Here is a 25,770-nt window from a genome sequence, read left to right on the forward strand (position 1 = left end):
ATAAACGGGTTACCCGATGCGTTGACTGTTTGTTGTGCAGTTCTTTCTACCGTTTTCTTCCTGCACAAAGGCTTCTGTTGCCCTCTGCACATGAGTGACATGTGCTGGTTAAAAAAGAAGGCAATAGAAGCCCCCCGCTGCTGGAGAGAGCAGCGGAAGGGGTCTGGTTTTCAGGGGTTAGTTCACTTTGACGGTGAAGCGGATTTCAACGAAGTCACCCGGCTTCAGGATGCCGCCTTTACTGGCATCAGCTCCATCACCCACGTTGAACTTGAGGTCTGATCCACTGTCGCTGGCCACCACGCCTTTGGATGGATCCACAACGTATGCTGAGCCATTGGTGTAAGTGGTGAATGCCGGTTCAGCATCGCTGATCACGACATTATTGGCATCAGAGTCACCTTCGTTACGGGCGATGACCTGCCAGACCACATAGTCTTCTCCGGGAATCACTTTGTCAGCGCTGCTTTCCTTGAACGCGCTCTTATCCAGGGCTTTTGACTCAGTGATGATGGTGCCTTCATTTTTGCCCTTGCCAGCCAGTCGTGCGACTTTTTTGTACAGACGGATCTGGCCCTTAATCACGGTAGTTGAGTCTGTCACCGTTGCCGTCATATCTATGCCGTCGAGTTGATAGCTTGCTTTCAGAGTAAGGATCTGAGTGGCGCCAGGTGTTGCGTTTGAAGGTGCCATCACCTTAACCCGGATGCGCTTGACCGCATCTTTGGTCGCAAGGAATGCACCAGAAATAGTCATGGTTTGCACACCAGAACCTACAATATTGCCATCCTTGTCTGTGTTGTAGATCAGGTAGCTCCATCCTGCAGGGAGGCCTTTGCCATCCAAAGTAATGTCCCTTGTGATCTGGGTGTTACTCAGGTTGCGCAGCTCATGCTCATAGAAAACCGATCCACCGGGCTCAACCTGGTTGGCACCATCGGGGGTCAGAGTCAGTTCACCCACTCTTTGAATCGTGGCGAAAAACTTCAGGGCATCGTTACCGCCTTTTGTACCTTCGGCAACTACAGCAAAAGGTATTTCTTTTGCCGCAGCAGCACTTTTGGTCACTGTCAGCTTTGCCTGCAGGTTGATGGATTGTCCGGCTGGTACCGTGGGAGTGGCCGATATTGTGTTGCCATACTCATCAGCAAACACTACCGCCCATCCTGCTGGCAGTGGCTGACCTTTCTGGTAGCCGGGCTTTGAGCCGGTGACACCGGTGTAGGCGTTCAGTTTAAAGGAGCGGGAAACCGGAGATTCGTTATACAGGGTGAATTCATAGGTAGCGGTGCTGCCTGGAGCCACATCCCTGAAGTTTTTGCTGCCGGCGGTTTTATCAATCGCATTGGACGGGTATGGGTCCCGGTCAGCGTCCCCCCCTGTGCCTTTATAGGACAGGTCAACAGAACCCGTGGAGTCTTTGACTGAGTTAAGAATCAGAGTCACTTCATCGGTTTTGGTGTTATCGCCCGCGGAAACCAGGCTCAGCTTGGCTTCGGATTTTCCTGTCTTCTTACCGCTGTCCGGCAGTTGAGCCTTAATGGTGACAATATATTCGCCCCCCTTGGCCACTTCCGGGGTCTCCTTGTTCAACTTCAGGGTTCCGGTTTGATCCCAGAATGTGAACGTGGTGCCGGCCGGGAAAAGGGCTGTATCTGTGGACCCTTTTGGAACGTCAGGAATGGCCAGTTTGAACGCATCTGCGCTATTGCCCTTGTTGTGGATCTTGGCTTTGAAGATCACCACATCGCCAGAGTTGGCATGGGGCACGGTATCGGTTTTGGCTTTCCAGGTGCTGTCTCTACCAAAAGCATCAAAGCTGTGGAAAGCAGGCAGTTTGGTAGTGACTTCGTTGGTTTCAACCACCACTTTATCCGGGCTGCTGGTCAGATCGCCGGACTTGCCATAAAACACGTAGGCTTTGTTGCGCAGAGTGTCGTTGGCAGAGAATGAGTTTGCATCGGTATACAGGTAAGTTGCCCTGAACTTCAGAGTGACGGTTTCACCGGCTTTCAGCTCAGGGATTTTAGCGTAAACCGCTTTGTCCTTGGTGACGTAATCCGGCAGTGTTACAGAAACTGGCAGACTGCTGGCGTCGGCAACCTTTACGGCATCAAAATTGACCAGACGAGGGTCGCTTCCTATTTGGGCTGCTGCGCCGAGCAGGTTTGGCAGGAAGTCATAGATTTCTGCATTTTTAGCATCAGTACCGTTGTTTTTAACCGTAATTGCATACTCAACAGTACCAATACCGGTGTTCGCCATAGTGGCAGGGGTATGGCTCAGTTCCTTCTTGGTTGCAACCAGTACCGGGCCATTGGTGATATTGACGGTATCTGTATTGTACAGAATAGGGCCGGTTGTCGGTTGAGCTGTTACCGCGATGACGTATTGGTCAGATGAGGTGGCATCGGCGGCTACATTGACAGCAACAACAATGTTGGCAACGGAGCCAGCGTCGACGGTGAGTTCGGTAATTTTTGGCTCACCGGAATCTGGTTGACCATTGCCATTGATGTCATGGTAAATGTCAAATGTGGCGGCGTTGGGCCCAGGCAGCTCAGCGTTCAGGGCTCTGAAGGTCTCTTTTACGTTACCGCCGTTAATCAGCTGATGAGCGAAGTAGACCGTTTGCCCGGGAGCAGCGTCTTTGGTTTGGTCGTTTTGCAGGTCCGGAGCATACACTTCTGCCACGGTGACCACGGATTCATTGGACTTGGCGGTATAGGCGTTACCCAGGCCGTCCTCGTATGTGACCGTCGCCAGGTTTTTAATCACGGTGCCAGCGGGGGTGATGGCCGCCTGTGCCGATGCCCCCCAAAGCATCGTCATGGCCATTAGGGCAAAGGCCCATAAAGCCATAAACTGAGCCGAAACTGGCTGTTTTGAATTGCGGTACATCGACTGTATTCACCTCTTTGTAATGCTTGGGATGGTTTTGGTGTTTTTTCAGGCACAGCCCTTTGTGGGCGATGCTTTTTAATAAGGTTTTTTATGAAAATGCGGCGTTATAAGACCCCGAAGCCATTTTTATGGTTCAGAGCTGGCGGCATTTTCCGCTCATGGCTATTCAATATGTTTTTTAAACGACACTTTTATTTCAGTTATCAAATCAGCATCGTTTGACTGTTATAGGAAAATGAGCGCACAGGTCCCCACACACTGCCGGTGGGCAGTGTGAGCTTGAAGTCATCAGGGGATCAGCGAATATTGATCGCCAGGGTTCAGAGAACCCGGGTGCGGTAACTGAAGGTCTGCACTTCACCGGGCTTGATAGACTCTTTCACCCGCCAGCGCAGGTGGGTGTATTCCGATGCAGGAACGTCTACCCGGACCCGCTTGCCGTTAGCATCTTTCTGCCAGCGTTTGACCGGGGGGATTTGCCAGGTAGCGCCGCCGTCAATACTCACCTCAAAGGCGCCGGCAACAGCGGTATGGGCTGAGCTTTTTTGATATTCAGTATTGGCAGGCACAGGAACGGCAATCTTGAGAGCGGCCAGTGGGGATTGGGTGCGGTTGGTGTAGGCTAACCGGTATTCGAGGGTGTCGCCTGGTTCCGCGGTGGTAGCAGGCTTAAGAATTTCCTCACCTTTCTTGGAGGTGACCACAAAGGCATCCATGCGGGATTCCAGCTTTTCAGCCGCCTGGGCTGAAGCACTGACAGAGAGAATCAGCAATAACGCACTGGCAACAGTACGGCTCACAATGTTAACCATGGAAACCTCAGAAAATCGTTCTACCTTAATGCCCTGACCGTAAAAGCGTTTGAAAATATTGAAAACAGGCACCCACCGTTCAGGGCACGTCAAAGGGGTTGGGTTGCCTGCAAATTCTGTGGGCAAAAAATAACAGGGTGAAACTTAACGGTAACTTAACAGCTGGGTGGGATACGTATAGCTACGCATGCATGGCGAGAGTAAGCCTCCGGAGATCCAGGGCTTTTCTGGGTGCAGGTTCGCCTATTAAGCTTTTGTCGTATGTGCAGGCGATTTTCTGAGCTGTTTTGACCGTTTGAATCATACGGATTATGAAAATAGTTGTATAGATATAGATCAATTTTCTGTGATGTTTCTCACAAACCGATATTTTCCGCTGTTGTTTTTATAGAACCCATAAATGTTCGGGGAAGTGTTGAATCATGGAAAAGGGGGATTGGGGCCGGCCTGAACATCGCTAAGCCAGGGAAATATTCTAAGAGGCAGCTTTTTTTTCGACAGAAGGTGAAAGGTACCCACCTTGACCTGAAAAACTCAGCCTCTTATTGCTAATGATAATGATTTGCATTTATTTTTATCGTTGTTTACTATGCGCTCGATTGTGGTTGTGGCTTAAAGGGGTATCGGTTTTCAGGGGGAAGCCGAAGAGCTGCAGTTGTAATACACAATGAGCAATCAATTTTGACCAGACCGAGTCCTCTTGCCAGTCCTTTGCCCTGATCAGGTGTTGAGCCAGAGGCGGATTACAACAAAGAGAATCCCATGACCTTTATAAAAAGCCGTTTAGCTGTTGCGGTTATGGCCGTGACAGCAGGGGTTGTTCACGCCGAAAAAAGTGCTCAGGAAGGGGTTACCCAGCTCAACCAGGTGACCGTTACTGTAACCCGAAGTGAAAAATCTCTGACTGATGTCGTACAAAACATCGAAGTAGTGGATCAGTATGAGATTGAGCAACAGCAGGCGCCTTCTGTAGCCGAAGCCATTGATCATCTCCCCAATGTCGCCGTGAGTGGTGGCCCCAGAGCGACCTCCCACAGCATTAATATTCGGGGACTGGAAGGTATCCGGGTGCTTCAGGTGGTGGATGGAGTGCGCCAGAATTTTACCAATGGTCATCGGGGCACGTATTTCACCGACCCGGAATTGCTGAAATCCATTGAAGTGGTCAAGGGGCCTGCCAGCAGTCTTTGGGGCTCTGGTGCCATTGGCGGGGTGGTGGCTCAGAACACCAAAAATGCCAGAGATATGCTGGATGAGGGCAAAGCACTGGGGGGCTATGTTTCTCAGGGGTACCACAGCAATAACAGCCGGTCCCTCACTAGCGGTGCTTTCTATGGCTTGAGTGGCCAGCTGGACTGGCTGCTGAATGCCTATTACAACGATGGCAGTAACTATGAACTGGGTAATGGTGAAGATCTCCAGAACTCCGGATCCCGGGAGCAGGGGGGGATGGCCAAGCTTGGTTGGGAGGTGAACGCTGACAGCCGTCTTGAGTTCAAAGCGCAGCACCTTCTGGTGGATGCCGGGGTTCCCAGTAACCCTGCGACCAATGTCGGCAGCTCGTCCCCGCTGATCGACCGGAACTCTAAAAATACCAATCTGTCTGCCGCCTGGCGGTATAACCCGGACAGTCCCCGGGTGGATGGAAAGCTGCAGCTGTTTTATACCGATACCCGCTACGAAGAGGACCGTGTCGCCCAGGGGCAGCATGACGATACCCGTTATAAAACCTATGGGCTGGCTCTGACGAACCTCTCCCTGATCAACGATATTGAGCTGACCTACGGGCTGGATGCATACCAGAACAAGGTCACTACGGTACGTGATACCACCGGAAGTGCCGACGATTCCCGCCCGGAGGGGCTGGATGGCCAGTCGGTGACCCTGGGGGCTTTTGTTCAGGGTTCTATTCCCCTGGCTCAGGCGTGGACCCTGCAAACCGGTGTCCGGTATGACCACTTTTCCGCGGAAGACAGCCGTGCCGACTCGGATGTGACCAATAAAAAGAAAACGGATCAGGCCGTGTCGCCTTCCATTGGTCTGATGTGGACGACAACGGACTGGTTAACATTCAGTGCAGGTTATCAGGAAGCGTTCCGGGCCCCGGGTATGGAAGAGATGTTCTCCACAGGTACGCACTTTGTGGCTGGGCCGGTACAGAATGTATTCGTACCAAACCCCGATCTGAAGCCGGAAAAGGCCAAAAACAAGGAGATTACTGCCCGGATGCAGTTTGTTGAACTGCTGGGGGGCGATGAACTCAGTGTGAATGCCAGTGTTTTCCGGAACGATGTGAATAATTTTATTAATCAATACACCTATGACTTAGTGTTTGGCATTCCAAGTAAAACCAGCTGGGAAAATGTGGAAGAGGTGGTGCTGAAAGGCTTTGAAGTCTCTGGTAAATACCGGGTCCACAGTATTGAAACCGGTCTTTCTTACGGACAGACCCGGGGTGAGGACAAAAACACCGGGCTGGCTCTGGATAATATTCCGGCCGATAAAGTGGTGGCTGACCTGGCCTGGCTGCCCCTTCATGGGGACCTGAAGCTGGGTACCCGATACACCCATGTTAATGAACAGAACCGTGTCAGCCCGGAAAGTGACAGCCCGGCCCAGAGCTACGAAGGGTATGACCTGGTGGACCTTTACGCTACCTATGAGCCAGCCACAGGCCCTCTGAAAGGGTTGAAAGCCGACTTTCTGATCAAGAACATCACCGATCAATATTACCGGGTTGCCTGGCAGGAATTGTATCAGCCTGGACGCAGCTATCGGTTGAATCTCCGTTACCAGTTCTGATCGATATCGGTTTCTATTGCCTCCATCCTCACTCTCATGTTCTGGCATGGGAGTGAGGCATCCTTATTCTGGTTCCCATGGATTGAGGCTGTTGCAGCCAACTTGTCCGGGTAGTTCGACAGTCTCCCTGAGAAATGCCGCCAAACAAAAGCTAAATGATAATGATTTGCATTTTAAGTGTTTTGTAAATACCATACTCTGCAAAGTCATAGTGGACTAACGGCAGTTTGATCGTGCCCGCTGTGTCTCTGCATTGAGAATTGCTTCGGACTCCAGGGGGAGAAACAGCCGGGTGCTCTTTTAAGTAGACGACCAGTGTTGCTCAGCTATCCTGGTTCACTGAAGTAGACACAGGCTCTTGTCAGCAGGCGGAAACACGTTTGACCGGCTGCCAGAGCCAGCACTGGTAAAAGCACAACATGCAGTTCTCCAAACACACCCTGGCGCTGGCGGTGATGGCCGCCTCCGTCTCTCTGGCCCATGCCCAGACCGGCTCTTCTCCTCATAGCTCTCCTGAAAAGCAGGCTGAAAACCCAACCTATAAAAAATACCAGCCAACCCTGATGAATCAGGTGACCGTATCCGCGGCCAGGACTGAAAAGCAGTTGAAAGATATTGCAGGTTCTGTGGTTGTGGTGGATGAAGAGCAGATTGAAAAAGGGCTGGCGACGGATATTAAAGACCTGGTTCGTTACGAGCCGGGAGTCAATGTGGGTTCCGATGGTCGGACCGGGTCAAAAGGTTTCAATATCCGGGGAATGGGAGGTAACCGTGTCAAGATTATGGTGGATGGGGTCGATCAGCCCCAGCAGTTTGACTCAGGATTTACTTACCAGCGATCCCAGAGAAACTTTATTGATGTGGACTCTCTGAAAGCGGTTGAAATTGTCAAAGGTCCTTCATCCAGCCTTTACGGCAGTGATGCTATTGGCGGTATTGTTGCTTTTCAGACCAAAGATCCTGAGGATTATCTCAAGCCGGAAGGGGATGACACTGCAGCCTCTGTGAAGGGCAGTTACACCAGTTCAGATAAAGGCTTTGCTGAAACCTTTACCCTGGCAAATCGAACCGGTGACCTGGAAAGCATGCTGCTTTATACGCGCCGGGACTACAAGGAAACTGAAACCTTCGAAGGAGCTGATGTAACCGGTTCTGCTCGTGGCCAGGCGGATCCTCTGGATACTGGAAGTAATAATCTGCTGGGTAAGCTTCAATATCAGGTGAACGACGATAATCGTATAGGCCTTAATGCCGAGTATCTGGACTCGAGAACCGATGTTGAGTTGAAGTCAGGAGATAATGTCCTGCCAGGTAATACGACAGGTAAGGACAAGCTGGAGCGCAAACGCCTGGGTGTATTCCATGAGTGGGAGGCTGAAGTCGCTGCATTTGACAGCATGAGATGGCAGTTTGACTGGCAGGATTCAAAGACTCATCAGAAGACCTATATTCCGGCATACGGCTCTTATGGAGACCGTGTTAAGGATTATGCCTACAGAGAGGAAAGCCTGAAGCTGGCGACGCAGTTTGAAAAAGCCTTCGTTACCGGTACTGTCGGACATGATCTTATGTACGGTGTTGATGTCAAACATGTCAAAACGACTAACGACAACGTTACTTATGAGACAGGCAAGCCATCAAAGGATGAGGCTTATATTCCCCAGGTGAATAATCTGACTTACGGGGTTTTTGTTCAGGATGAAATGAAAGTTACGGATCGTTTCAGGCTGACTCCTGGACTGCGTTATGACAGCTATGAATACAGTCCAAAAGGTGTGACAACGGGCGGTGAAGAAGCTAAAGACAGTAAAGGCAGCCGGTTGACCGGAAGGTTAGGCGCTGTTTATGACCTCAGTGAGACTCTTGCTGTTTTTGGTCAGTTCAGTCAAGGGTTCAAGGCACCTGGGCTGTATGAAATGTATTACACCAAAGACACGGTTGGGATGTATAAGCAACTTGCCAATCCAAACCTGAAACCAGAAGAGAGCAACTCCATTGAGCTTGGGTTGCGTGGGGATAATCACCTTGGCAGCTTTGAGGTGGCCGGCTTTTTCAACCGCTACAGCAACTTCATTGACACGGTGACTGACTATTCTGTGCCAGGATATCCCTACGGTGTGACTCAATACCGGAATATTGCCAAGGCAGAGATCAAAGGGGTCGAATTCCGTGGCCAGCTTTGGCTGGATGAAGCTCTGGGTGCCCCCGTGGGCACAACTCTGAGAAGTTCTGTTGCCTTTGCTGAAGGTAAAAACAGGGAAAATGGAGAGAAACTGAATAGCGTGTCCCCTCTGACCGCGGTCTTTGGCCTTGGTTATGATGACATTTCCGGAAATTGGGGGGGAGAGTTAGCCTGGACCCTGGTGAAAGGAAAAAGCGATTCTGATGTCAGCAATAAGGATGTGGAAAATGGCAAAACCCAGTTTAACCCCGGTGGTTATGGCCTGGTGGATCTGACCGCTTACTATATGCCCATTGAGGACGTTACCCTGAGAGCCGGTCTGTTCAATATTACGGATAAGAAGTATCACCAGTGGGATGACATCCAGGGACGTACTTCTGATTATGCAGGCCTGGACCGTTTCACTCAGCCGGGCCGTAACTTCTCGGTCAGTGTGAAATGGGATATCTGATGGTTTCAGAATTACCCTGAAAATCAATCCTCTTTTTCTATACTCATCAGCGCCCTGGCGGATTTTCCGGCAGGGCGTTTTTTTGCATAAAGGGGTTGGGTGATTCCTATGGGATGTAAATTGAGCAGTTGAGAGATTAATCCGTCTCAAACCTGTGTCGTGTTGCGCTTCACTTCGTTCAGCAGCAACCTACCCTGTGTTCAACATTCGTAGGTTGCTGCTGAGCATCGCGAAGCGCAACGGAGTTTAGCTAGATGGGCGCAGTTTACTTCATGGTCGGCATGGAAAAGGCCGATTGAGAAGCGTCGTGCTCATTCCAGCGGGAAGTGATCATCTTCATACGGGTATAGAAGCGGACGCCATCGGGGCCGTGCATATGCAGTGGGCCGAACAGGGAGCGCTTCCAGCCACCAAAGCTGTGGAAGGCCATGGGAACGGGCACGGGCACATTAATCCCTACCATGCCTACCTGGATATGCTGGGCAAACTCACGGGCGGCCTTGCCATCTCGGGTAAACAGGGCTGTGCCGTTGCCGAACTCATGGTTGTTGATCAGCTCTACTGCGTCTTTGAAGTTATCCACACGACAGATGCTCAGTACGGGCCCAAAGATCTCTTCTTTGTAGATGCTCATCTCGGGAGTGACATGATCAAACAGGCTGCCCCCGATAAAGAAGCCGTTTTCATGGCCTGGAACTTTCAGGCCGCGACCATCAATCAACAGCCGGGCGCCTTCGGCCACCCCCTGATCCACATACCCTGTCACTTTTTCCAGATGCTGGGCACTGATCAGAGCACCCATTTCATTTTCCCGGGCCTCTTTATTGTCAGGAGAGCTATTGAGAATGCCTGGGCCCACCCGCAGAGCTTCCACTCTGGGCTTCAGCACTTCCAGCAGACGTTCGGCGGTGCCTTCGCCCACCGGAACCGCAACGGACACCGCCATACAGCGTTCACCGGCTGCTCCATAGGCGGCCCCCATCAGGGCATTGACTGCGGCTTCCATATCCGCATCGGGCATGATCACCATATGGTTTTTGGCTCCCCCCAGTGCCTGAACCCGCTTGCCGTGCTGGCAGCCCCGGTTGTAGATGTATTCAGCCACCGGTGTTGAACCCACAAAGCTGATGGCTTCCACATCCGGGTGGGTCAGCAATACATCCACCGCATCCCGGTCACCATTAACGATATTGAAAACACCTTCAGGCAGGCCCGCTTCCGCCAGCAGCTGAGCCATGCGCATCATGGCTCCGGGCACCTTCTCGGAGGGTTTGAGGACAAAGGTGTTGCCTGCGGCCAGGGCTACCGGAAACATCCACATGGGTACCATTGTCGGGAAGTTGAAAGGCACGACACCGGCACAAACCCCCAGGGGCATCATCTGGGACCAGCTGTCGACACTGGTGCCCACATTGAGGGAATGCTCACCCTTAAGCAGGTGAGGAATGCCGCAGGCAAATTCCACCACTTCCAGACCCCGCACCATTTCGCCTCTGGCGTCAGAGAGTATTTTGCCGTGCTCGCTGGAGATGATGTGGGCCAGTTCATCAATATTGGCTTCTACCAGTTCCTTGAAACGGAACATAATACGGGCCCGCTTGAGAGGACTGGTTAATGACCAGGCCGGGAAAGCGGCCTTGGCGGCGGCAATGGCCTGGGCGGTTTCGTCTGCGGTAGAGAGGCTGACGGCATGGGTCTGCTCGCCGGTGGCCGGGTTATAGACCGGGCTGGTCCGACCGGAGGTGCTGGCCTGAAATACCCCGTTAATGTAGTTGCCGATGGTTTCCATAGTGGGTTCCTTGAAAGACTCGGTTCTTTTTACTCAGTTCTTTTAAAAAGCAGGGTTCCCACGCTTACTGTGGGAACCTGGAGGGCAACACTCTCGTGCCTGCTGGGCGCGAGACGTTGTTATTAATCGCTCTTATTCATCTGTGAAACGACGTTCCTGCCAGTATTGAATCAGGCGGATATAGTTGCCGGACACCTGACGTATCAGTTCATTGTCGTCAATCTCTCCTGCCAGCCAGGCTCTGGAAGGCTGGCCGAAAATGGTGCGGCCGATCATGAATCCTTTGCAGATATCAATACCTGCGGCGGCATTGAAACCTTCTTTTAATGCTGCTTCGGGGGCATCCAGGCCAAGCAGAATAACGCCTCGGCAGTGAGGGGCCTGCTCCTGAACCAGTGACTCAATGGCGAGCCAGGCGGGTCGGCTGGGGGAGGGCACTTTCCACCAATCCGGGCGAACCCCGATCTGGTAGAAGCGTTCCATGGACCGAACCAGTGTATGGTCGTCTACCAATGAATCTTTCGGTGGAATCAGCTCCAGCAGGAATTCATGACCACTGGCCAGGCAGGCGTTGTAGATCGACTGGACCTGATGCTCCTGTTCAAGCCGCAGCTCGGCTTCGTCATCGGGATGGAAGAAACAGAGGCACTTCACCACATGATCTGCAGGCCAGTTGACCAGGCGACTGGCGACGCTGGCTGCGGAATGGTTGCCATGTTCAAAACGCAGTGGCCGCGAACCCGGCAGCTCCACAGGGCGGCCTATCCACCACCCTTTGCCGGTTGCCTCATTCAGCGTGGCCTGGCCATAGGTGTCATCACAGAGAATGCCGGCCTTTCCTTCCAGCCCCATTTCTGCAGCGCCTCTGCGGGCTGCCTCCAGAATCAGTTGTTTCAGGGGGCGGATCCGGCTGGCTTCTACGCCTGCTTCTTCGCACATCTCCTCAAGCTGACGACGGTGGTCAAATGCCAGAACATTGAGTTCAGGCCATTGCACATCCCGGCAGGTGACCCGGTGGAGATAATTGAGGTGTTCATCCAGGTCAGGACGGAGAATCTCCTGTTCACGTTCCAGGTAATAGTCCAGTTCTTCACTGGAAGGCATGGCCGGGGCGCAGCCATGGCGGGACACCACCAGGGCTCCGCAGGCATTGGCGTATCTCAGGGTCTGCTCCCAGCTTTCGTTGCGGACGAATCCCCTGAGCAGCCCTGACATAAAGGCATCGCCAGCACCCAGTACATTCAGGACTTCAATGCGAACCCCCATGCCGTTGATGCCACCGTCCAGATCGTCCGGAATGGCCCCGGTGTAAACGCTGGCACCCAGGGCTCCCCGCTTGAGCACAATAGTGGCATGACTGAGTTCACGAACCTTGCGCAGTGCCGCCAGGGTGTCAGTAGTACCACCGGCAATATGCAGTTCTTCTTCAGTACCCACAATCAGGTCGAATAGAGGCACAATGCTTTGCAGGTGCTCAGTGACTTTGTCATTGGCCACAAACCGGTTTTCCCCCTCTGCTTTCCCGGTGAGGCCCCAGAGAACCGGGCGGTAATCAATGTCCAGGGAGGTTCGGGTGCCGTTTCTGCGGGCGAATTCGATGGCTTTACGGCAAGCGGCATCCGTCGTTGGGGTAGAAAAATGAGTGCCGGTAATGTGCAGAACGCTGGCAGAAGCGATGGCCTGTTCCTGGATATCGGCTTCACACAGTGCCATGTCTGCGCAGTCTTCACGATAGAAGATCAGCGGAAAGGTATCCTGGTCTTCAATACCCAGTACCACCAGGGCTGTCAGCCGTTCAGGATCCGTGATCAGATGTTCCGGTGAACAGCCCACCCGCTCAAGCTCTTCTTTGAGAAAGCGGCCCATATGGTCGTTGCCTACCCGGGCCAGCATGGCGGACTTTAACCCCTGCCGTGCGGTGCCATAGGCGACATTGCCGGAAGATCCCCCCAGGTACTTGGCCAGGCTGGTGGCATCTTCCAGTCGGCTGCCAATCTGCTGGGCATAGAAATCCACGGCCACCCGGCCAATACAGATAACGTCCAAGGTTTTTTTCATTGTGCTGGTCACCGGTCGTTCCTGGGGCTGTTTTGAAGCGTTCTGGTTCAGCCCTGAATAAAGTGAAATATTTGTTTCATATTTCTAACATGTGGAATTTATGTTTTTTTTGATCTGGGGCAAGCTTTGAGGGGGCTGTTTCAGGATTAAGGAGAAAAGAGCTGAAGTGGGCGGTTCTTTTGAAAAACGAGTACGGATGGCGCCTGCGTCCTTTTGTGTTGCGCTTCGCCTTGCAAAGCGCAACAAGGTCTTGTCAGGGCTTCATCAACCCCTGCCAGGTGGCATTGTTTACTTTTTGCGGGTAACCGGCATCGGTCCGGTCATCACTGATGCTGTAGCGGATATAGCGCTGACCGTTCAGGAAAAAGTAGGCTCTCTGGTCACTCCACTGAACCGCCGCGGTGATCTCTTTGGCATAGGGTTCCAGCCCAGGCCAGGTGTGGTTATTGACCGCCTTTGGGTAGCCGTTGTCTACCCGGTCCCTGTTCAGGTCGTATCGAAGATAGTTCCCATTGTTCAGGAAGAAATAGACTTTGTTACCTGGCCAGCGAAGGGTGGCGATAATGTCTTTGCCATAAGGGGCCAGGCCGGGCCAGTTGGCATCATTGACCGGTCGGGGGTAGTCGCTCCGGGCCTTATCCAGAGTGTTATCGTAGTTAATGTATGAGCCGTCCTTCAGGAAAAAGTAGCTGGTGCCGGTGTCCTTTCGGAAGCTGGCGACGATGTTATCCCGGTAAGCTTCGAGCCCTGGCCAGGTACTGTTGCTGGTGGTTTTCGGATAACCGCTGTCGGCACGGTCGAGCACCTTGGCATAACGGATATACTGTTGATCATTTCTGAAGAAATAAGCCCGGGTTGGATCCCAGTCCAGACCGGCTGTGATGTCCAGGCGTACACTTCGAACCGCTGCGGGAGTCTTGTTTTGCAGGACAACATAGTCAACGGTTCCTGTGGGTATGGCCGGATCATCCCATTGCTGAAGTGTGGCAGGAACGGTTGCAGCCAGATTGCCATTACGGAAAATATCGACTTCTGTGGGGGCCTGGCTGACCCATTGCAAATCACTGCCATTACCGGCTTCAAGTTTGCGCACAGCCAGTTTGCCATTGAGGGGGATTCCGTCCAGCAACCACTCTCTGTCGGGCTCAATCCCCAGGTGGCGCAGCAGGGTTGGGACGATGCTGGCCTGGGCCGAAAATCCGTAAAGACCCTTGAAGTCGGTATTGGCGGGTGGGTTGACCGGTGTGGTGAACTCTTCATTCATAGGTTGGTTACTGGCAATGAAGATGGTTTTTTCCGATGTGGTCTGCTTGCCATGGTTGTAACCAAAACTGTCGCGGCCATGGTCCGTGGTGACCAGAACCAGCCAGTCGTCTCCACTTCTGGCCTGTTCTTTCTCCACTGCATCCAGAAGCAGGCCCAGCCGGGTATCCGCTTTTATCAGTGAATTGTTGTATAACCCGCCAAAGCCGGTGCTGTGACCGACGCCGTCCGGTTCATCCAGGTGGACAAATGTGAAGTCACCGCCGCTGTTGATAAACTCGATGGCTTTCTCAACCACGGCATCATCATTCAACCCATTGAGGACAACTTCAACGGTATTCAGGTCATTGGTGAAATACTGGGTGTTAATGGGCGACCAGTTAATAATGCTGGCGGTGCGGGCTTCAGGAAGAGCGGTGGCAATTCGTTTGAAAATACTGGGGAATTGCGGGTTGGCCAGGCCTGAACCGTTTTCAACCACCTGGTGTTTGTCGACCCATACGCCGGTGAGGATAGTAGCCCAGCCCGGGCCGGAAGAGGTGAGTTGTTCGCTGTTCTGACCGGTAATTCCGCCGGTATAAGCTTTGGTAATGGTCAGGCGGTTAAAATTGGGGGGGGCCAGAGCCTGCAGCTTTTCATACTGCACTCCGTCAATCCCTACCAGTAATGCTTTGCTTCCAGCAAAAGCGTACTGGGTCAGCAGCAGTGGCATAAGCCATCTGGCCAGAAATTTCAGTTTCATAGAGTCCCTGCTTAATGGTTTTTTTTATGGAATCTCCGGGTTTCAATGGGGCCACTGAAACCGGAATGAGTAAGGCTTTGCTGAATGGTTCAGCCCTTTCAGGTTAGGTGTCGGGTATTAAATTAATGTTAAGAAAAGATGAAAGAGTTTTTTGAAAATCCGGTGGCTCCTGGCAAAAAGCTCCGGGGGTGAATATTGCTGGCTTTTGCCCTCTCCCAGAGGGAAAGGGCTTTAAGACGAGTATTATTTATTGTTGTCGTTTGTCTGCAGCATCCACTCATGGGCAGGGTCATTTTTGAATTTCCACTCCCGCTTTGGGCCTGCCATCACATTCAGATAATAGAGGTCATAGCCATGGGGAGCACCAACCGGGTGATATCCCCGTGGCACCATAACCGTGTCCCGGTTCTCAACGCTGATGGTTTCGTCAATGCTGCGGTCATCGGTATACACCCGCTGCAATGCATAACCCTGGGGTGGGTTGAGGCGGTGATAGTAAGTCTCTTCCAGAAAAGATTCTTCCGGCAGTGCGTCAGTGTCGTGTTTATGGGGAGGATAGCTGGACCAGTGACCACCAGGGGTGTAAACCTCAGTGATCAGCAGACTGTCCGCTGACTCATTGGCCATCATGATGTTGTGGATAAAACGTTTATTGGTGCCTTCGCCCCGCTCCAGTATTTCGACGGATTCAGCCGGAATTTTGCGCACTTCCTGATGTTGGCCGAGATGCGGGGCCTGACACAAAGCGATTTCCGCGGTGGTTTCGGCGTTGAGCCTGATCTCGTGTCCTGCAGGAACGTAAACCGAATCCGTGGGGATCTGGTCGAAAACCGAAGCTCTCCTGCCCAGATGCTCAAAAGTCGTTTCATTTTTCGTGGTTCTGGCGGTAACCGTGGTTTTGCCTTCAAGGATAACAACACAGGTTTCTTCTTCGCAGGGCTGCCGGGTAAAGGTTTCACCCTTATTCAGTCTGAGTACCTGGAAGCCCACATATTTGAGACCTGAGTTAATGCTGTTGTTATTGCTACGCTGGATATGGACGATTGAGCGCCCGTCCTCTTGTGAACCGGCTGGTACCGGGCTGGCCTTAACCAGTAATTCAGACATGGAAACACACCTTGTTACTATGAATATGCCGTTGTTTTCAGGCTTATTTTGTGAAAAAAATAATTCAATATTGATGTTAGTGAAATAAATATTGCATAACGTTGACCTGTGACAATCCGGCGGAGTATTACCGCTGCGATAAGATAGTTCTCTTGATGAGGAGCGATCCGGCAGATACCCTGTCAGCCCTCTGTTTCTCTTTAATGACACCTGACGTCGGATACTGATGGTAACCACCAACGATCAGCCTGCTGAAAAACAGGCCTTTCAGACTATTATCCAGCAGCATTACCCTGAGTTGAGTAAACGACTTCAGCAGCTGGCCCGCTATCTGCTGGATAACACGGACCGCCTGGCCCTTTGCACCGTTGCTGAGCTGGCCAGTGAAGCCGGGGTGCCTCCCTCAACGGTGATACGGCTTGCCAACGCCCTTGGTTTTAACGGCTTCAGTGAGATGCGTCGAACGGTGAGGACTCAGCTGCACTATACCGGCTCCTATGCGGAGAGGGTTCAGGCCGCTTACCAGGGAAGTCCACAGCAGGGGGTTCTTTCCCCTCTGGTTGAGACAGCCTGTGCGTCTCTTCGGGCCATGGAGCAGGACATCAGCGAACAGGATGTGCTCAGAGCAGTGAACCTGATTGAGCAGGCGGATACGGTGTATGTCATGGGGGTTCGCCGGGCGCATCCGGTGGCGACTTACCTGGCCTATGGCCTCTGGCAACTGGACCGGCGTTGTGTACTGCTCGGTGATAGAGGGGGGCTGCACCAGGAGGAAGTGGCGGGTCTGAGAAGGACAGACCTGGTCTTTCTGATCAGCTATTTTCCCTATGGGGAAGAGACGCTATGGATGCAGCAGCATGCCCGAATGAGAGAGGCCCGGTTGATTACTCTTACGGATAATGAGGTAAGCCCTCTGGCGGAAGAGGCGGACCTCTCCCTTTGCGTCAGGGATGCCGAGGCCGCCGGAGTGCGGGGGTTGTCCACCTCTCTGTGCCTGATTCAGGGACTGATTCTGTCACTGGCGAAAAAAGGGTGAGAGGAGAGGTTCCTTTCAACATCTTATCCAGAACCCTGGTGAGGGTTGGTGTCAAATAGCATCCCACACCAGTTTGAGGCCAGTGATAAATAACCCCATATAAAGCACCCGGTAGAACAACTCTTCCCTGAGTCGATTAACCAGTCTCATGCCCAGGCGGACGCTGATAGGGCATAAGGGCAGCAGAATCAGGGAGAGCAGTAAGTTACTGGTGGTCAGTTGTCCCATCTGACCGTAGGCCGGTAGTTTGGAAAAGTTAATGATGCCAAAAAACACCGCCATGGTGCCTGCCAGTACCTGTTTGTCCAGTTTCTGGGGCAGTAGATAAATGCTCATGGGGGCGCCACCGGAGTGGAGCCCGAAGCTGGTAAATCCGCTGACCGTTGCCCAGAAAACCCCGGCTACTGCTCCGGGCTTGCCCGGTGACTGGAGGTATTTTCCCAGCCAGTGATGGAGGCAGAACAGCAGGGCGATCACCCCGATGATCAGGCGGATCCCTTTTTCCGGTAGCTGGAAAAAAATCAGAACCCCCAGAACCACACCCAGCAGACCGGGCAGCAGAATGATCCTCATGATCCGCCAGTCCACATGATGACGCCAGCCCCAGATGGCAAAGCCATCCATGGTCAGCAGCAGAGGAAGCATGATGGCCGCGGCTTGAAGCGGCGACATCACCAGAGACATCAGGGGCACGGCAATCATGCCCAGGGCGCCACCGAGGCCGCCTTTGCCCAGGCCACTGATCACGACAGCAGGAATGGCAACCAGGAAAAAGGCGGGATCGGGGACGGTAATCACAGACAACCTCAGTTCTTCTTCGCGTTCTTGCGCATATCAAAGACCACGGCAGCGACAATGATCATACCTTTGATCACCATCTGCCAGTAGGCGGAGACGTTCAGAAGGTCCAGGCCGTTGTTCATAACACCGATAATCAGAGCGCCAACCACTGTTCCCTGAATGGTGCCAATACCACCCGAGTGGCTGACGCCGCCAATGGTGGCTGAAGCGATGGCGTCCAGTTCGAACATATTGCCAAGGCCGGGCTGTCCGGAACTGATCCGGGCTGACAGGACCAGACCTGCCAATGCAGACAGGACACCGCCCAGAACATAAACCAGAATTTTGTATTTCTTGACGTTGATCCCGGAAACAAACGCGGCCTGCTCATTGCCCCCAATGGCATAAACGTATTTGCCAAAGCGGGTGTGGTTCAGCAGGATGTAACAGATAATGGCCATAATGGCGAACAGGATGACCGGGAAGGGAATACCGAGTATCTCCCCCTGTCCCATAAAGTTATAGGACGGTATCAGGGAGCTGACCGGGCGGCCATCACTGTAGATCATGGCGGCACCCCGTGCGGCGATCATCATGCCCAGGGTAGCAATAAACGGCGGTATGCCAGTTTTGGCAACGAAAAAGCCGTTGATACCACCGCACAAGGCTCCAATGGCCAGGCCGGCAACAATGGGTACGATGACGGGCAGTACGGGCAGGCCGGGGTACATTCGGGTACCCCATTCCGGGTTCTGGGCCAGAGAGGCGGCCACAACGGAAACCAGAGCCAGCAGAGAGCCGGAAGACAGGTCAATCCCCCGGGTGATGATGATGATGGTTACCCCAAGGGCGATCAGACCAATACTGGTCACCTGGCGGACAATATTGAGGAGGTTGGTCACCGTCAGAAAGGCGGGGTGCATGAACGACATGAAGATCACCATGCCGATAAACGCAAAATAGATGCCGTATTTGCTGACGATGGATTTCAGTAGCGTTTTCTTTTCATCCCATCCCAGACTTTTTTCGCTGGTGGATATGGCTGTAGTGGGCATAACTCAATTACCTGGATATTGGATCATTACCTTTTATGGAATACGGCGGTGGTTATGGTCGTTCGAAGCCGTATTTCATCGGGTGGCTGTTTTCTGGCTGATTAATTCAGGGCTATATCCATAATGGATTCCTGGCTGGCCTCTTCCCGGCCCACAACTCCTTTTGCCTTGCCTTCATGCATGACCAGAATGCGATCACACAGCCCCAGCAGCTCTGGCATTTCCGATGAAACGACAATGACCGTTTTTCCTTCGGCGGCCAGATGGCTGACCAGTTTGTAAATCTCTGCCTTGGCGCCGACATCGATACCCCGGGTGGGCTCATCCAGAAACAGGATATCGGGCTGAGTCAGAAGCCACCGGGCTAACAGGACTTTCTGCTGGTTGCCACCGCTGAGGTCGCCGATCTGGGTCGACATGGCAGGGGTTTTAACCCGGATTTTTTCACATTCCTTTCGGGTATCCCCTTTCAGGCGGGCCAGATCAAGGAGTTTGAACTGGTTAACGTAACTGTCGATATTGGCAATGCATCCATTGTCTTCTACTGACAGCATCAGACTGAGCCCTGAAGCACGACGATCTTCCGTTAAAAGAGCCATGCCATGTTTAATGGCTTCTGAAGGTGAGCCGATATTGACCGCTTTGCCATCAATCCGGATATGGCCGCTGGTTTTTTCACGTACGCCAAAAATGGTTTCGATCAACTCGGTCCGGCCTGCTCCCACCAGTCCGGCAATGCCAAAAATCTCACCTTTTTTCACCATAAAGGAGACATCATTGAATTTTTTATCCAGGCAGAGGCTTTCCACTTCCAGCATGGGTTCGCCAATGGCGTGAAACTCCCGGACAAACATATCCTTAAGGTCACGTCCCACCATCATGTTGATCAGTTCAGGCTGGCTGGTGTTGGACGTGTGCACACAGTCGATATACTGGCCGTCACGAAATACGGTGATTTCATCGCATATCTGGAAGATTTCATCCATTTTGTGACTGATGTAAACGATGGAGACGCCCTCGCTTTTCAGTCGGCGGATAATGTCAAACAGGTGAGTGACTTCTTTGTCGGTCAGGGAGGATGTGGGTTCATCCATAATAATGATGCGGGCGTCATAGGAGATGGCTTTGGCGATCTCTATCATCTGCATCTGGGCGACGGTCAGGTCAGCCATGATCGTTTTCGGGTCGATCTTCAGATCCAGATTGTTGAGCAGCTCGGCGCTGTCCGCCATCATTTTCTCATGGTCCACCAGCTTCAGGGCACCTTTGACGGGTTCACGCCCCAGCCAGATATTTTCAGCCACGTTTCGATGGAGAATCGGGGCCAGTTCCTGGTGAATCATGGATACACCGTTTTCCAGGGCGTCCAGGGCATCATCAAACTGAATTTCCTGACCATCCAGGGTGATGGTGCCGCTGTCACGGGTGTACATACCAAACAGGATTTTCATCAGGGTGGATTTGCCAGCGCCGTTTTCACCCATCAGCGCCATCACTTCACCCTTTTTCAGGCGCAGCTGAACATTATCCAGAGCCTTGACACCAGGGAAGGATTTTGAAATCCCCCGCATGTCGAGAACCACTTCTGCCTCTGATTGCATATTGCCTCCGTTCTGATTCAGGCTGCCCCTGCTATGTGCGCCTTCTGTCTTGTGCGCGCCCGGATTCTGGTGATGCGGCCTGAAAGTGTTGCGGTGACAGGGAGAGCTTTTAATGAGAGCTTTTCATAAGAGCTTTTCAAAAGAGCTACGAATGAGCGTCTGCAAGCTGCTCTCCCTGCTTCAGGTGCTTACATATAGTCTTTGTAGTTTTCCGGAGTAACCAGAGCAAAAGGAATCAGGACTTCCCTTTTAACGGGTTGTTTCTTGGCCAGGTTATAAGCAGTCATCAGACTGGCTTCACCCTGCCCGGACAGGTCCTGAAATACACTGGCATCCAGCCGCCCTTCTTTCATGAAGGCCAGGGCATCAGGAGTGGCGTCTATTCCCATAACCAGGACTTTGTCTTTCATATTGTTGGCTTCCAGAGCAGCCACGGCACCCAGAGCCATATCATCGTTATTGGCAATGATGGCTTTCAGGTCATCGCCGGAGGCAATCCAGTTTTCCGCGACGGTCATGCCCTGGTCTCTCAACCAGCGCCCGGTTTGTTCCCGAACCACTTCCATATCGGCAAAGTCTTTAAGGATGTCTTTGACACCTTCTGTCCGGTTTACAGAGTTATCCATACCGGGCAATCCCATGATAATGCCGACCTTGCCGTGGCCGTCGAGCTTTTCAGCAACGTATTTGCCCTGAATCTGGCCTGCGGTGCGCTCATCGGAACCCACATAATAAGTCCCTTCTGGCAACTCAGTGGGCTTGCGGTTCATATACACCAGGGGGATGTTGGCCTTAATGGCGGCGTCGGAGATGGATTTTGCGGCATCGGAGTTGGTGGGGCAGACGATGATGCTGTCCACGCCCTGGGCAATAAAGTTTTCTACCTGATTGAGTTGAAGAGTGATGTCTTCCTTGCCATCGGTGTAAGCGATATCCACATCACCCAGCTCCTTGGCTTTGGCGTCCATGGCGTCTTTGATGTACATCTGTCCAGTGTCGTTAAAGGCGCAGTATGAGGCTCCGATCTTGATGCGGCCATCGTCCTGGCTGCTACAGCCTGCAAGAAGTGCAAAGATGGAAACCGATAGCATTTTTGTCAGATGTTTCATCATATCCCCCCTGGGGTGTCACTGGATTTTTTTTATGAAATGCAGCTGCCTGAGCGGCGGGCGGCCTACTCATTGCTGTACGCAGGCTGCACTTTCTTCATAAAGAACGGCTCGTGCTGCTTTCACATAAAAAGCAGCGATCCCCTGCTCAGGTGATCTCTGAGTTGAGCGTAGTGCCGATGATGTGCCGGTATAGTTTGATCAAATCTGTTTATTCTGTGTTGATGCATGTCAATAGTGTGGAAAATATTATTTTTTATTTTGATTTATGAAAAAAACATTCCATAAACTTTCCGTTTGGAATGCTGGCTGGAGGGGATTTCAAGCGGGCACAGCCACACGCCATGCAACTGTCGTTAAAGTGCCTGGCAGTAAATGTGTTCTTTTTTGTTGCGCTTCACTTTGTGAAGCGCAACAGGATCCTGGGTATTAATGGTTCCTGACAGTCAGCAAAACAGAGACTGCATTCCTGTCAGCATATCGCTGGCGATTTCGTAATGATCGGACTCCCAGAGCTGGTCATTAAGGAACTCACCGGAATAAAAGCCGGTGTAGCCGGTTTCCCGGATGGCACTGACCCACTCTTTCAGAGGGATGTCTCCATTGCCAATAACACAGCCACGCAACTCCCGTTCATCGGGCCATGGCGCACCCGCCTGTGGTCGATGGCCATCGGAAATATGGACGTTGTAGATTAAAGATGGGTCGATGCGGGCAATGTCTTCTGGAGCGGCGCCACGGCATGCCCATAGATGCCATGTATCAATGACAAAGCCGAAATTATCACGGCCAACGGCGTCAAACAGTCGATAGTAATCCTCCAGGGTTGCAATGGGTGTCCAGGCTGCACCTTCATACTGGAAGCGTATGCCATGATCCTTGCCGATATCGCATATCTGCCGGATATTCCGGGCGGTTACTCGAATATTCTGTTCGGTTGACAAGGCATTGAGGGCTTCAAAGGCATTCAGCTGGATGGTCTCTGCGCCAATATCATGGGCAAATTCAGATAAGATGGCTGCTTCCTTAAACACCTCTGCCTGTGTGTCTTTGTCAGGCGCTTCTACGCGTCCAATGATGTCTATTGCGGTTGGGACAATGTGTGCCTCATGCAATCGTTGTCGCAACTGGTCGCTGGTCAGGCCCGCGTGAATATAGCGCCACAATTTTTCTGTGTGTATTTCCAGTCCCTGATATCCGGTTTCCCTGGCCAGGCGAATATCGCTGAGTAAATTACTGTGCAGCGAGCACATGCCGTGTAGTGCAAATTTCATTGTCTATACCCATTACCTTTGAAGCTGAGGGCAGGCTGCAGGGCTTACGAACATTCGACCTATTGAGTTTTGCTCTCGAAAGTATCAGCCCAACTGTTTTCTGGGGAAATCGCCCGGATAGCGTCCCGGCCTGCTTCGCATGTTGTGGAAGCAGGCGGGAGCTTGCCGGCTAGCAGAAGCCAGATTTCTCAAGGTGCATCAGGCTTTTCCGGACATCCTCCAGAGAAGTACCAGCGGCTTTTGGATCTCTTTCCTGCTCAATAACAATCCAGCCTTTGTAGTCTATTTCAGTCAGTACCTGCTTGACGGCAGGGTAGTCCACACAGCCTTCACCAATGGGGCACATAATGCCGTATTTGCACGCGTCCCAGAAACCCATCCGGGTGGAGATGCAATGCTCAAGGCGCTCCGCCCGCACATCCTTGAAGTGAACATAAGCCAGGCGGTCTTTGCAGTCACGGAGCCACTCAACGGGATCCATGCTGGCATACACACAGTGTCCGGTATCAAGGCACAGGGCTATTTTTTCAGGAGCCAGATCGTCCATGGCCCGGGTGACTTCATCGGCGTACTCAATATAACCACCGGCATGAGGGTGCAGTACCGGCTTGATGCCGTATTCGTCCAGGGCAATGTCGGAAATCCGGTTGATGGTGGTCATCATGGTCTGCCACTGGTCCTTTTCCAGCCTGGGGGCCAGGTCTTTCAGCCCGGCAAATGAACTTCTCAGGTCATTGACACTGTCAATCACCACCAGATACTCAGTACCAAGAGTGCTGAGGAGTTTGCAGATATTGCGGGTTTTTTCCAGGGTGTTGTCCTGCTGGTTTTTATCCCACAGTGGCTCGAAAATAGTGCCTGCACAGATCGACAGGTCACGTTGACCCAGTTCATCCCGTAATACGGCCGGGTCTGTAGGCAGAAAACCGTAAGGACCCAGCTCAAGGCCCTTGTATCCGGCCTTTGCGGCTTCGTCCAGCACCTGCTGCCAGGGTGGGTTATCCGGATTGTTAGGGTCTTCCACGCCCCAGGAACAGGGAGCATTGGCAATTTTGAAGCGGTTGCCGGTGGACTTCATTGTTTGATCTCCTGACATTGAATGAAAAGTTGGAGTGAAAATTGGGTGAATTACAGGTTTGGTTGCACCGCTGATGTGCTGATTTTCTGGTCAGAGGACGGTTTGAACCGGGACATTAAATGGGCTTCCATTTTTTCCAGGCTGACTCCCTTGGTCTCTGGCACGTAACGGCAGATAAACCAGAAGGCAAACAGGCAACAGAGACTGAACAGCCAGAAGCTGAAGGCTCCGTTGAACTTGTCCTGGAGCCAGGCATTGCCATTGAGCATTGGGAAGCCCTGGGTAACCAGGAAGCCGGTAACCCACTGGGCTGACACCGCAAGGGCCATGGCTTGAGAACGGATTCGGTTAGGGAACACTTCTGAAATCAATGCCCAGGTGCAGCAACCCCAGCTGATGGAGTATGAAATCAGGTAGACGACCAGGCCCAGCAGAGCAACATAACCGGTGGTCGGGTTAAAGATGCCCCAGCTGGCCAGCAGCATTCCCAGAAAGCTGCCAATGGAACCGGTCTTCATCAGGGGCAGCCTGCCGGTTCGATCAATCAGGTACATGCCCAGAAAGTTGCTGAAAATAAACACAATCCCAAGCATGGTTGTCTGCAGCAGGGCTGTATCGGTTGCCCCGGTCAGGGGTTTAAGAATTTCCGGGGTGTAATACATGATCACATTGATACCCGTCACTTGTTGTATACAGGCAATCATTATCCCAATGACCAGAATGGGCATAACCCCCGATTTGCGCAGACTGACTTTGGCAGAGGTGTTGCTGCTCTTCATTGAATTCTTGATTTCTGCCAGCACTGCCCTGGCATGCTTAGGGTTGGATATCCGGCTCAGGGTATCCAGGGCTTCTTCATCGCGGCCTTTCAGGGCGCACCAGCGAGGTGATTCCGGAATGATAAACAGAAGGCTGCCGAGCAACAGGGCCGGGACCACTTCAGAGGCGAGCATATAACGCCAGCCCCAGTCCACCAGCCAGGCTTCTGTGGCACCTTTGGCAATCAGGTAGTTGATAAAGAAAACCACGGTCTGACCAATAACCACCGACTGGTGATGAAGACTGGTGGCGCGTCCACGATAATTCCTGGGTGACACCTCAGACAGGTACATGGGAGAGACCACAGAGGCCAGGCCAACCGCCAGCCCTCCCACCATGCGCATTATGATGAAAATTGTGAAGTCAGGTGCGATGGCTGAACCCAGGGCAGAGATGAAAAACAACCCGGCGGAGAGGGCCAGGGCTTTTTTCCGCCCAATGGCCAGGCTGATCCGGCCAGCAAAAAAACTGCCGATGATACAGCCGACCACCACATTGGATACAGCCCATCCCGTCATGGTCGGAGAGAGTGAAAAGTACTCTCTGAGAGGCCCAATGGCTCCAGAGATTACTGCGGTGTCGTACCCGAACAGTAGCCCCCCCAGAGCTGTCACCAGACAAATCTTGGTGATGTATCGCAAGTCGTGCGTCTGCGTTTGACTGTCACTCATCCAGCTTTCCTCATTCTTCTAGGTTTTTTCACTCTCCGGTGGCAATACCCGTTTTTTGAAACCGCAAAAAGCCAGGCGGTGCAGTGTTGGTATGCCCCGGTTGAAATGGCAAAAGTCGCCGTGACCGTTGGAATGTTTTTTAGAATGCGTGTTTTGCTTTTTGGAAATGTTGACGTCTGTCAAAAAAGGTTATCGTTTAAAAATAAATTTCTATATTTAAGTTGACTGGAAATTATT

16 protein-coding genes are annotated in these 25,770 nt (G+C 52.4%); 3 read left to right on the forward strand and 13 right to left on the reverse strand.

The annotated features are described in order from the left end of the window. Nucleotides 1-177: 177 nt before the first annotated feature. Together ACNRUY_RS00220 and ACNRUY_RS00225 are read right to left on the reverse strand one after the other, a co-directional pair. Complete coding sequence (locus ACNRUY_RS00220; protein WP_488109618.1) at nucleotides 178-2,838, reverse strand: COG1470 family protein; 2,661 nt, start codon at nucleotides 2,836-2,838, stop codon at nucleotides 178-180. A 386-nt stretch (nucleotides 2,839-3,224) separates the two neighbouring features. After that, on the reverse strand, nucleotides 3,225-3,716 hold the full coding sequence (locus tag ACNRUY_RS00225; RefSeq protein WP_488109619.1) for a hypothetical protein: 492 nt from the start codon (nucleotides 3,714-3,716) through the stop codon (nucleotides 3,225-3,227). Nucleotides 3,717-4,478: 762 nt separating this feature from the next. On the opposite strand from ACNRUY_RS00225, the gene ACNRUY_RS00230 reads away from it, so the two are divergent. Both ACNRUY_RS00230 and ACNRUY_RS00235 read left to right on the forward strand, forming a co-directional pair. Continuing rightward, the gene (locus ACNRUY_RS00230; protein ID WP_488109620.1) at nucleotides 4,479-6,518 is read left to right on the forward strand and encodes a TonB-dependent hemoglobin/transferrin/lactoferrin family receptor; all 2,040 of its coding nucleotides are present in this window, start codon (nucleotides 4,479-4,481) and stop codon (nucleotides 6,516-6,518) included. Between the two features lie 419 nt (nucleotides 6,519-6,937). After that, the gene (locus ACNRUY_RS00235; RefSeq protein ID WP_488109621.1) at nucleotides 6,938-9,151 is read left to right on the forward strand and encodes a TonB-dependent hemoglobin/transferrin/lactoferrin family receptor; all 2,214 of its coding nucleotides are present in this window, start codon (nucleotides 6,938-6,940) and stop codon (nucleotides 9,149-9,151) included. A 265-nt stretch (nucleotides 9,152-9,416) separates the two neighbouring features. On the opposite strand, the gene ACNRUY_RS00240 is transcribed toward ACNRUY_RS00235, so the two are convergent. From ACNRUY_RS00240 to iolB, 4 genes are all read right to left on the reverse strand, one after another. Then, a complete protein-coding gene (locus ACNRUY_RS00240) occupies nucleotides 9,417-10,940 on the reverse strand; it encodes a CoA-acylating methylmalonate-semialdehyde dehydrogenase (protein ID WP_488109622.1) in 1,524 nt (507 codons plus the stop codon). A 132-nt stretch (nucleotides 10,941-11,072) separates the two neighbouring features. Continuing rightward, complete coding sequence (locus tag ACNRUY_RS00245) at nucleotides 11,073-12,998, reverse strand: bifunctional 5-dehydro-2-deoxygluconokinase/5-dehydro-2-deoxyphosphogluconate aldolase (protein WP_488109623.1); 1,926 nt, start codon at nucleotides 12,996-12,998, stop codon at nucleotides 11,073-11,075. Nucleotides 12,999-13,251: 253 nt separating this feature from the next. Beyond that, nucleotides 13,252-15,003: a hypothetical protein gene (locus ACNRUY_RS00250; RefSeq protein WP_488109624.1), complete on the reverse strand. Its 1,752-nt coding sequence runs from the start codon at nucleotides 15,001-15,003 to the stop codon at nucleotides 13,252-13,254. A 243-nt stretch (nucleotides 15,004-15,246) separates the two neighbouring features. Then, a complete protein-coding gene (gene iolB, locus ACNRUY_RS00255; protein WP_488109625.1) occupies nucleotides 15,247-16,110 on the reverse strand; it encodes a 5-deoxy-glucuronate isomerase in 864 nt (287 codons plus the stop codon). A 226-nt stretch (nucleotides 16,111-16,336) separates the two neighbouring features. On the opposite strand from iolB, the gene ACNRUY_RS00260 reads away from it, so the two are divergent. Next, nucleotides 16,337-17,146, forward strand: a complete 810-nt coding sequence (locus ACNRUY_RS00260; RefSeq protein ID WP_488109626.1) for a MurR/RpiR family transcriptional regulator — start codon at nucleotides 16,337-16,339, stop codon at nucleotides 17,144-17,146. Between the two features lie 51 nt (nucleotides 17,147-17,197). Here ACNRUY_RS00260 and ACNRUY_RS00265 read toward each other — a convergent pair whose 3' ends face one another. The 7 genes from ACNRUY_RS00265 to ACNRUY_RS00295 all read right to left on the reverse strand — a co-directional run bounded on the left by ACNRUY_RS00265 (nucleotide 17,198) and on the right by ACNRUY_RS00295 (nucleotide 25,533). Continuing rightward, complete coding sequence (locus ACNRUY_RS00265) at nucleotides 17,198-17,944, reverse strand: sulfite exporter TauE/SafE family protein (RefSeq protein ID WP_488109693.1); 747 nt, start codon at nucleotides 17,942-17,944, stop codon at nucleotides 17,198-17,200. 8 nt (nucleotides 17,945-17,952) lie between these two features. Continuing rightward, a complete protein-coding gene (locus ACNRUY_RS00270; protein ID WP_488109627.1) occupies nucleotides 17,953-18,981 on the reverse strand; it encodes an ABC transporter permease in 1,029 nt (342 codons plus the stop codon). A gap of 101 nt (nucleotides 18,982-19,082) precedes the next feature. Beyond that, a complete protein-coding gene (locus ACNRUY_RS00275) occupies nucleotides 19,083-20,582 on the reverse strand; it encodes a sugar ABC transporter ATP-binding protein (RefSeq protein ID WP_488109628.1) in 1,500 nt (499 codons plus the stop codon). A gap of 188 nt (nucleotides 20,583-20,770) precedes the next feature. After that, nucleotides 20,771-21,691, reverse strand: a complete 921-nt coding sequence (locus ACNRUY_RS00280) for a sugar ABC transporter substrate-binding protein (RefSeq protein ID WP_488109629.1) — start codon at nucleotides 21,689-21,691, stop codon at nucleotides 20,771-20,773. Between the two features lie 446 nt (nucleotides 21,692-22,137). Beyond that, nucleotides 22,138-22,965 carry a sugar phosphate isomerase/epimerase family protein gene (locus tag ACNRUY_RS00285; RefSeq protein WP_488109630.1) on the reverse strand — a complete coding sequence of 276 codons (828 nt, stop codon included), beginning with the start codon at nucleotides 22,963-22,965 and terminating at the stop codon, nucleotides 22,138-22,140. A 169-nt stretch (nucleotides 22,966-23,134) separates the two neighbouring features. Continuing rightward, on the reverse strand, nucleotides 23,135-24,043 hold the full coding sequence (locus ACNRUY_RS00290; RefSeq protein ID WP_488109631.1) for a TIM barrel protein: 909 nt from the start codon (nucleotides 24,041-24,043) through the stop codon (nucleotides 23,135-23,137). Nucleotides 24,044-24,093: 50 nt separating this feature from the next. After that, nucleotides 24,094-25,533 carry a sugar porter family MFS transporter gene (locus ACNRUY_RS00295; protein ID WP_488109632.1) on the reverse strand — a complete coding sequence of 480 codons (1,440 nt, stop codon included), beginning with the start codon at nucleotides 25,531-25,533 and terminating at the stop codon, nucleotides 24,094-24,096. Nucleotides 25,534-25,770 lie beyond the last annotated feature (237 nt).

This window comes from Endozoicomonas sp. Z74, from assembly GCF_057680865.1.

What these genes read in the sequence shown, in the direction of transcription:
- ACNRUY_RS00260 (WP_488109626.1), top strand. Translation starts at nt 16,337, where the DNA reads ATGGTAACCACCAACGATCAGCCTGCTGAAAAACAGGCCTTTCAGACT.
- ACNRUY_RS00295 (WP_488109632.1), bottom strand. Translation starts at nt 25,533, where the DNA reads ATGAGTGACAGTCAAACGCAGACGCACGACTTGCGATACATCACCAAG.
- ACNRUY_RS00235 (WP_488109621.1), top strand. Translation starts at nt 6,938, where the DNA reads ATGCAGTTCTCCAAACACACCCTGGCGCTGGCGGTGATGGCCGCCTCC.
- ACNRUY_RS00290 (WP_488109631.1), bottom strand. Translation starts at nt 24,043, where the DNA reads ATGAAGTCCACCGGCAACCGCTTCAAAATTGCCAATGCTCCCTGTTCC.
- iolB (WP_488109625.1), bottom strand. Translation starts at nt 16,110, where the DNA reads ATGTCTGAATTACTGGTTAAGGCCAGCCCGGTACCAGCCGGTTCACAA.
- ACNRUY_RS00230 (WP_488109620.1), top strand. Translation starts at nt 4,479, where the DNA reads ATGACCTTTATAAAAAGCCGTTTAGCTGTTGCGGTTATGGCCGTGACA.
- ACNRUY_RS00245 (WP_488109623.1), bottom strand. Translation starts at nt 12,998, where the DNA reads ATGAAAAAAACCTTGGACGTTATCTGTATTGGCCGGGTGGCCGTGGAT.
- ACNRUY_RS00250 (WP_488109624.1), bottom strand. Translation starts at nt 15,003, where the DNA reads ATGAAACTGAAATTTCTGGCCAGATGGCTTATGCCACTGCTGCTGACC.
- ACNRUY_RS00225 (WP_488109619.1), bottom strand. Translation starts at nt 3,716, where the DNA reads ATGGTTAACATTGTGAGCCGTACTGTTGCCAGTGCGTTATTGCTGATT.
- ACNRUY_RS00285 (WP_488109630.1), bottom strand. Translation starts at nt 22,965, where the DNA reads ATGAAATTTGCACTACACGGCATGTGCTCGCTGCACAGTAATTTACTC.
- ACNRUY_RS00280 (WP_488109629.1), bottom strand. Translation starts at nt 21,691, where the DNA reads ATGAAACATCTGACAAAAATGCTATCGGTTTCCATCTTTGCACTTCTT.
- ACNRUY_RS00270 (WP_488109627.1), bottom strand. Translation starts at nt 18,981, where the DNA reads ATGCCCACTACAGCCATATCCACCAGCGAAAAAAGTCTGGGATGGGAT.
- ACNRUY_RS00275 (WP_488109628.1), bottom strand. Translation starts at nt 20,582, where the DNA reads ATGCAATCAGAGGCAGAAGTGGTTCTCGACATGCGGGGGATTTCAAAA.
- ACNRUY_RS00240 (WP_488109622.1), bottom strand. Translation starts at nt 10,940, where the DNA reads ATGGAAACCATCGGCAACTACATTAACGGGGTATTTCAGGCCAGCACC.
- ACNRUY_RS00220 (WP_488109618.1), bottom strand. Translation starts at nt 2,838, where the DNA reads ATGGCCATGACGATGCTTTGGGGGGCATCGGCACAGGCGGCCATCACC.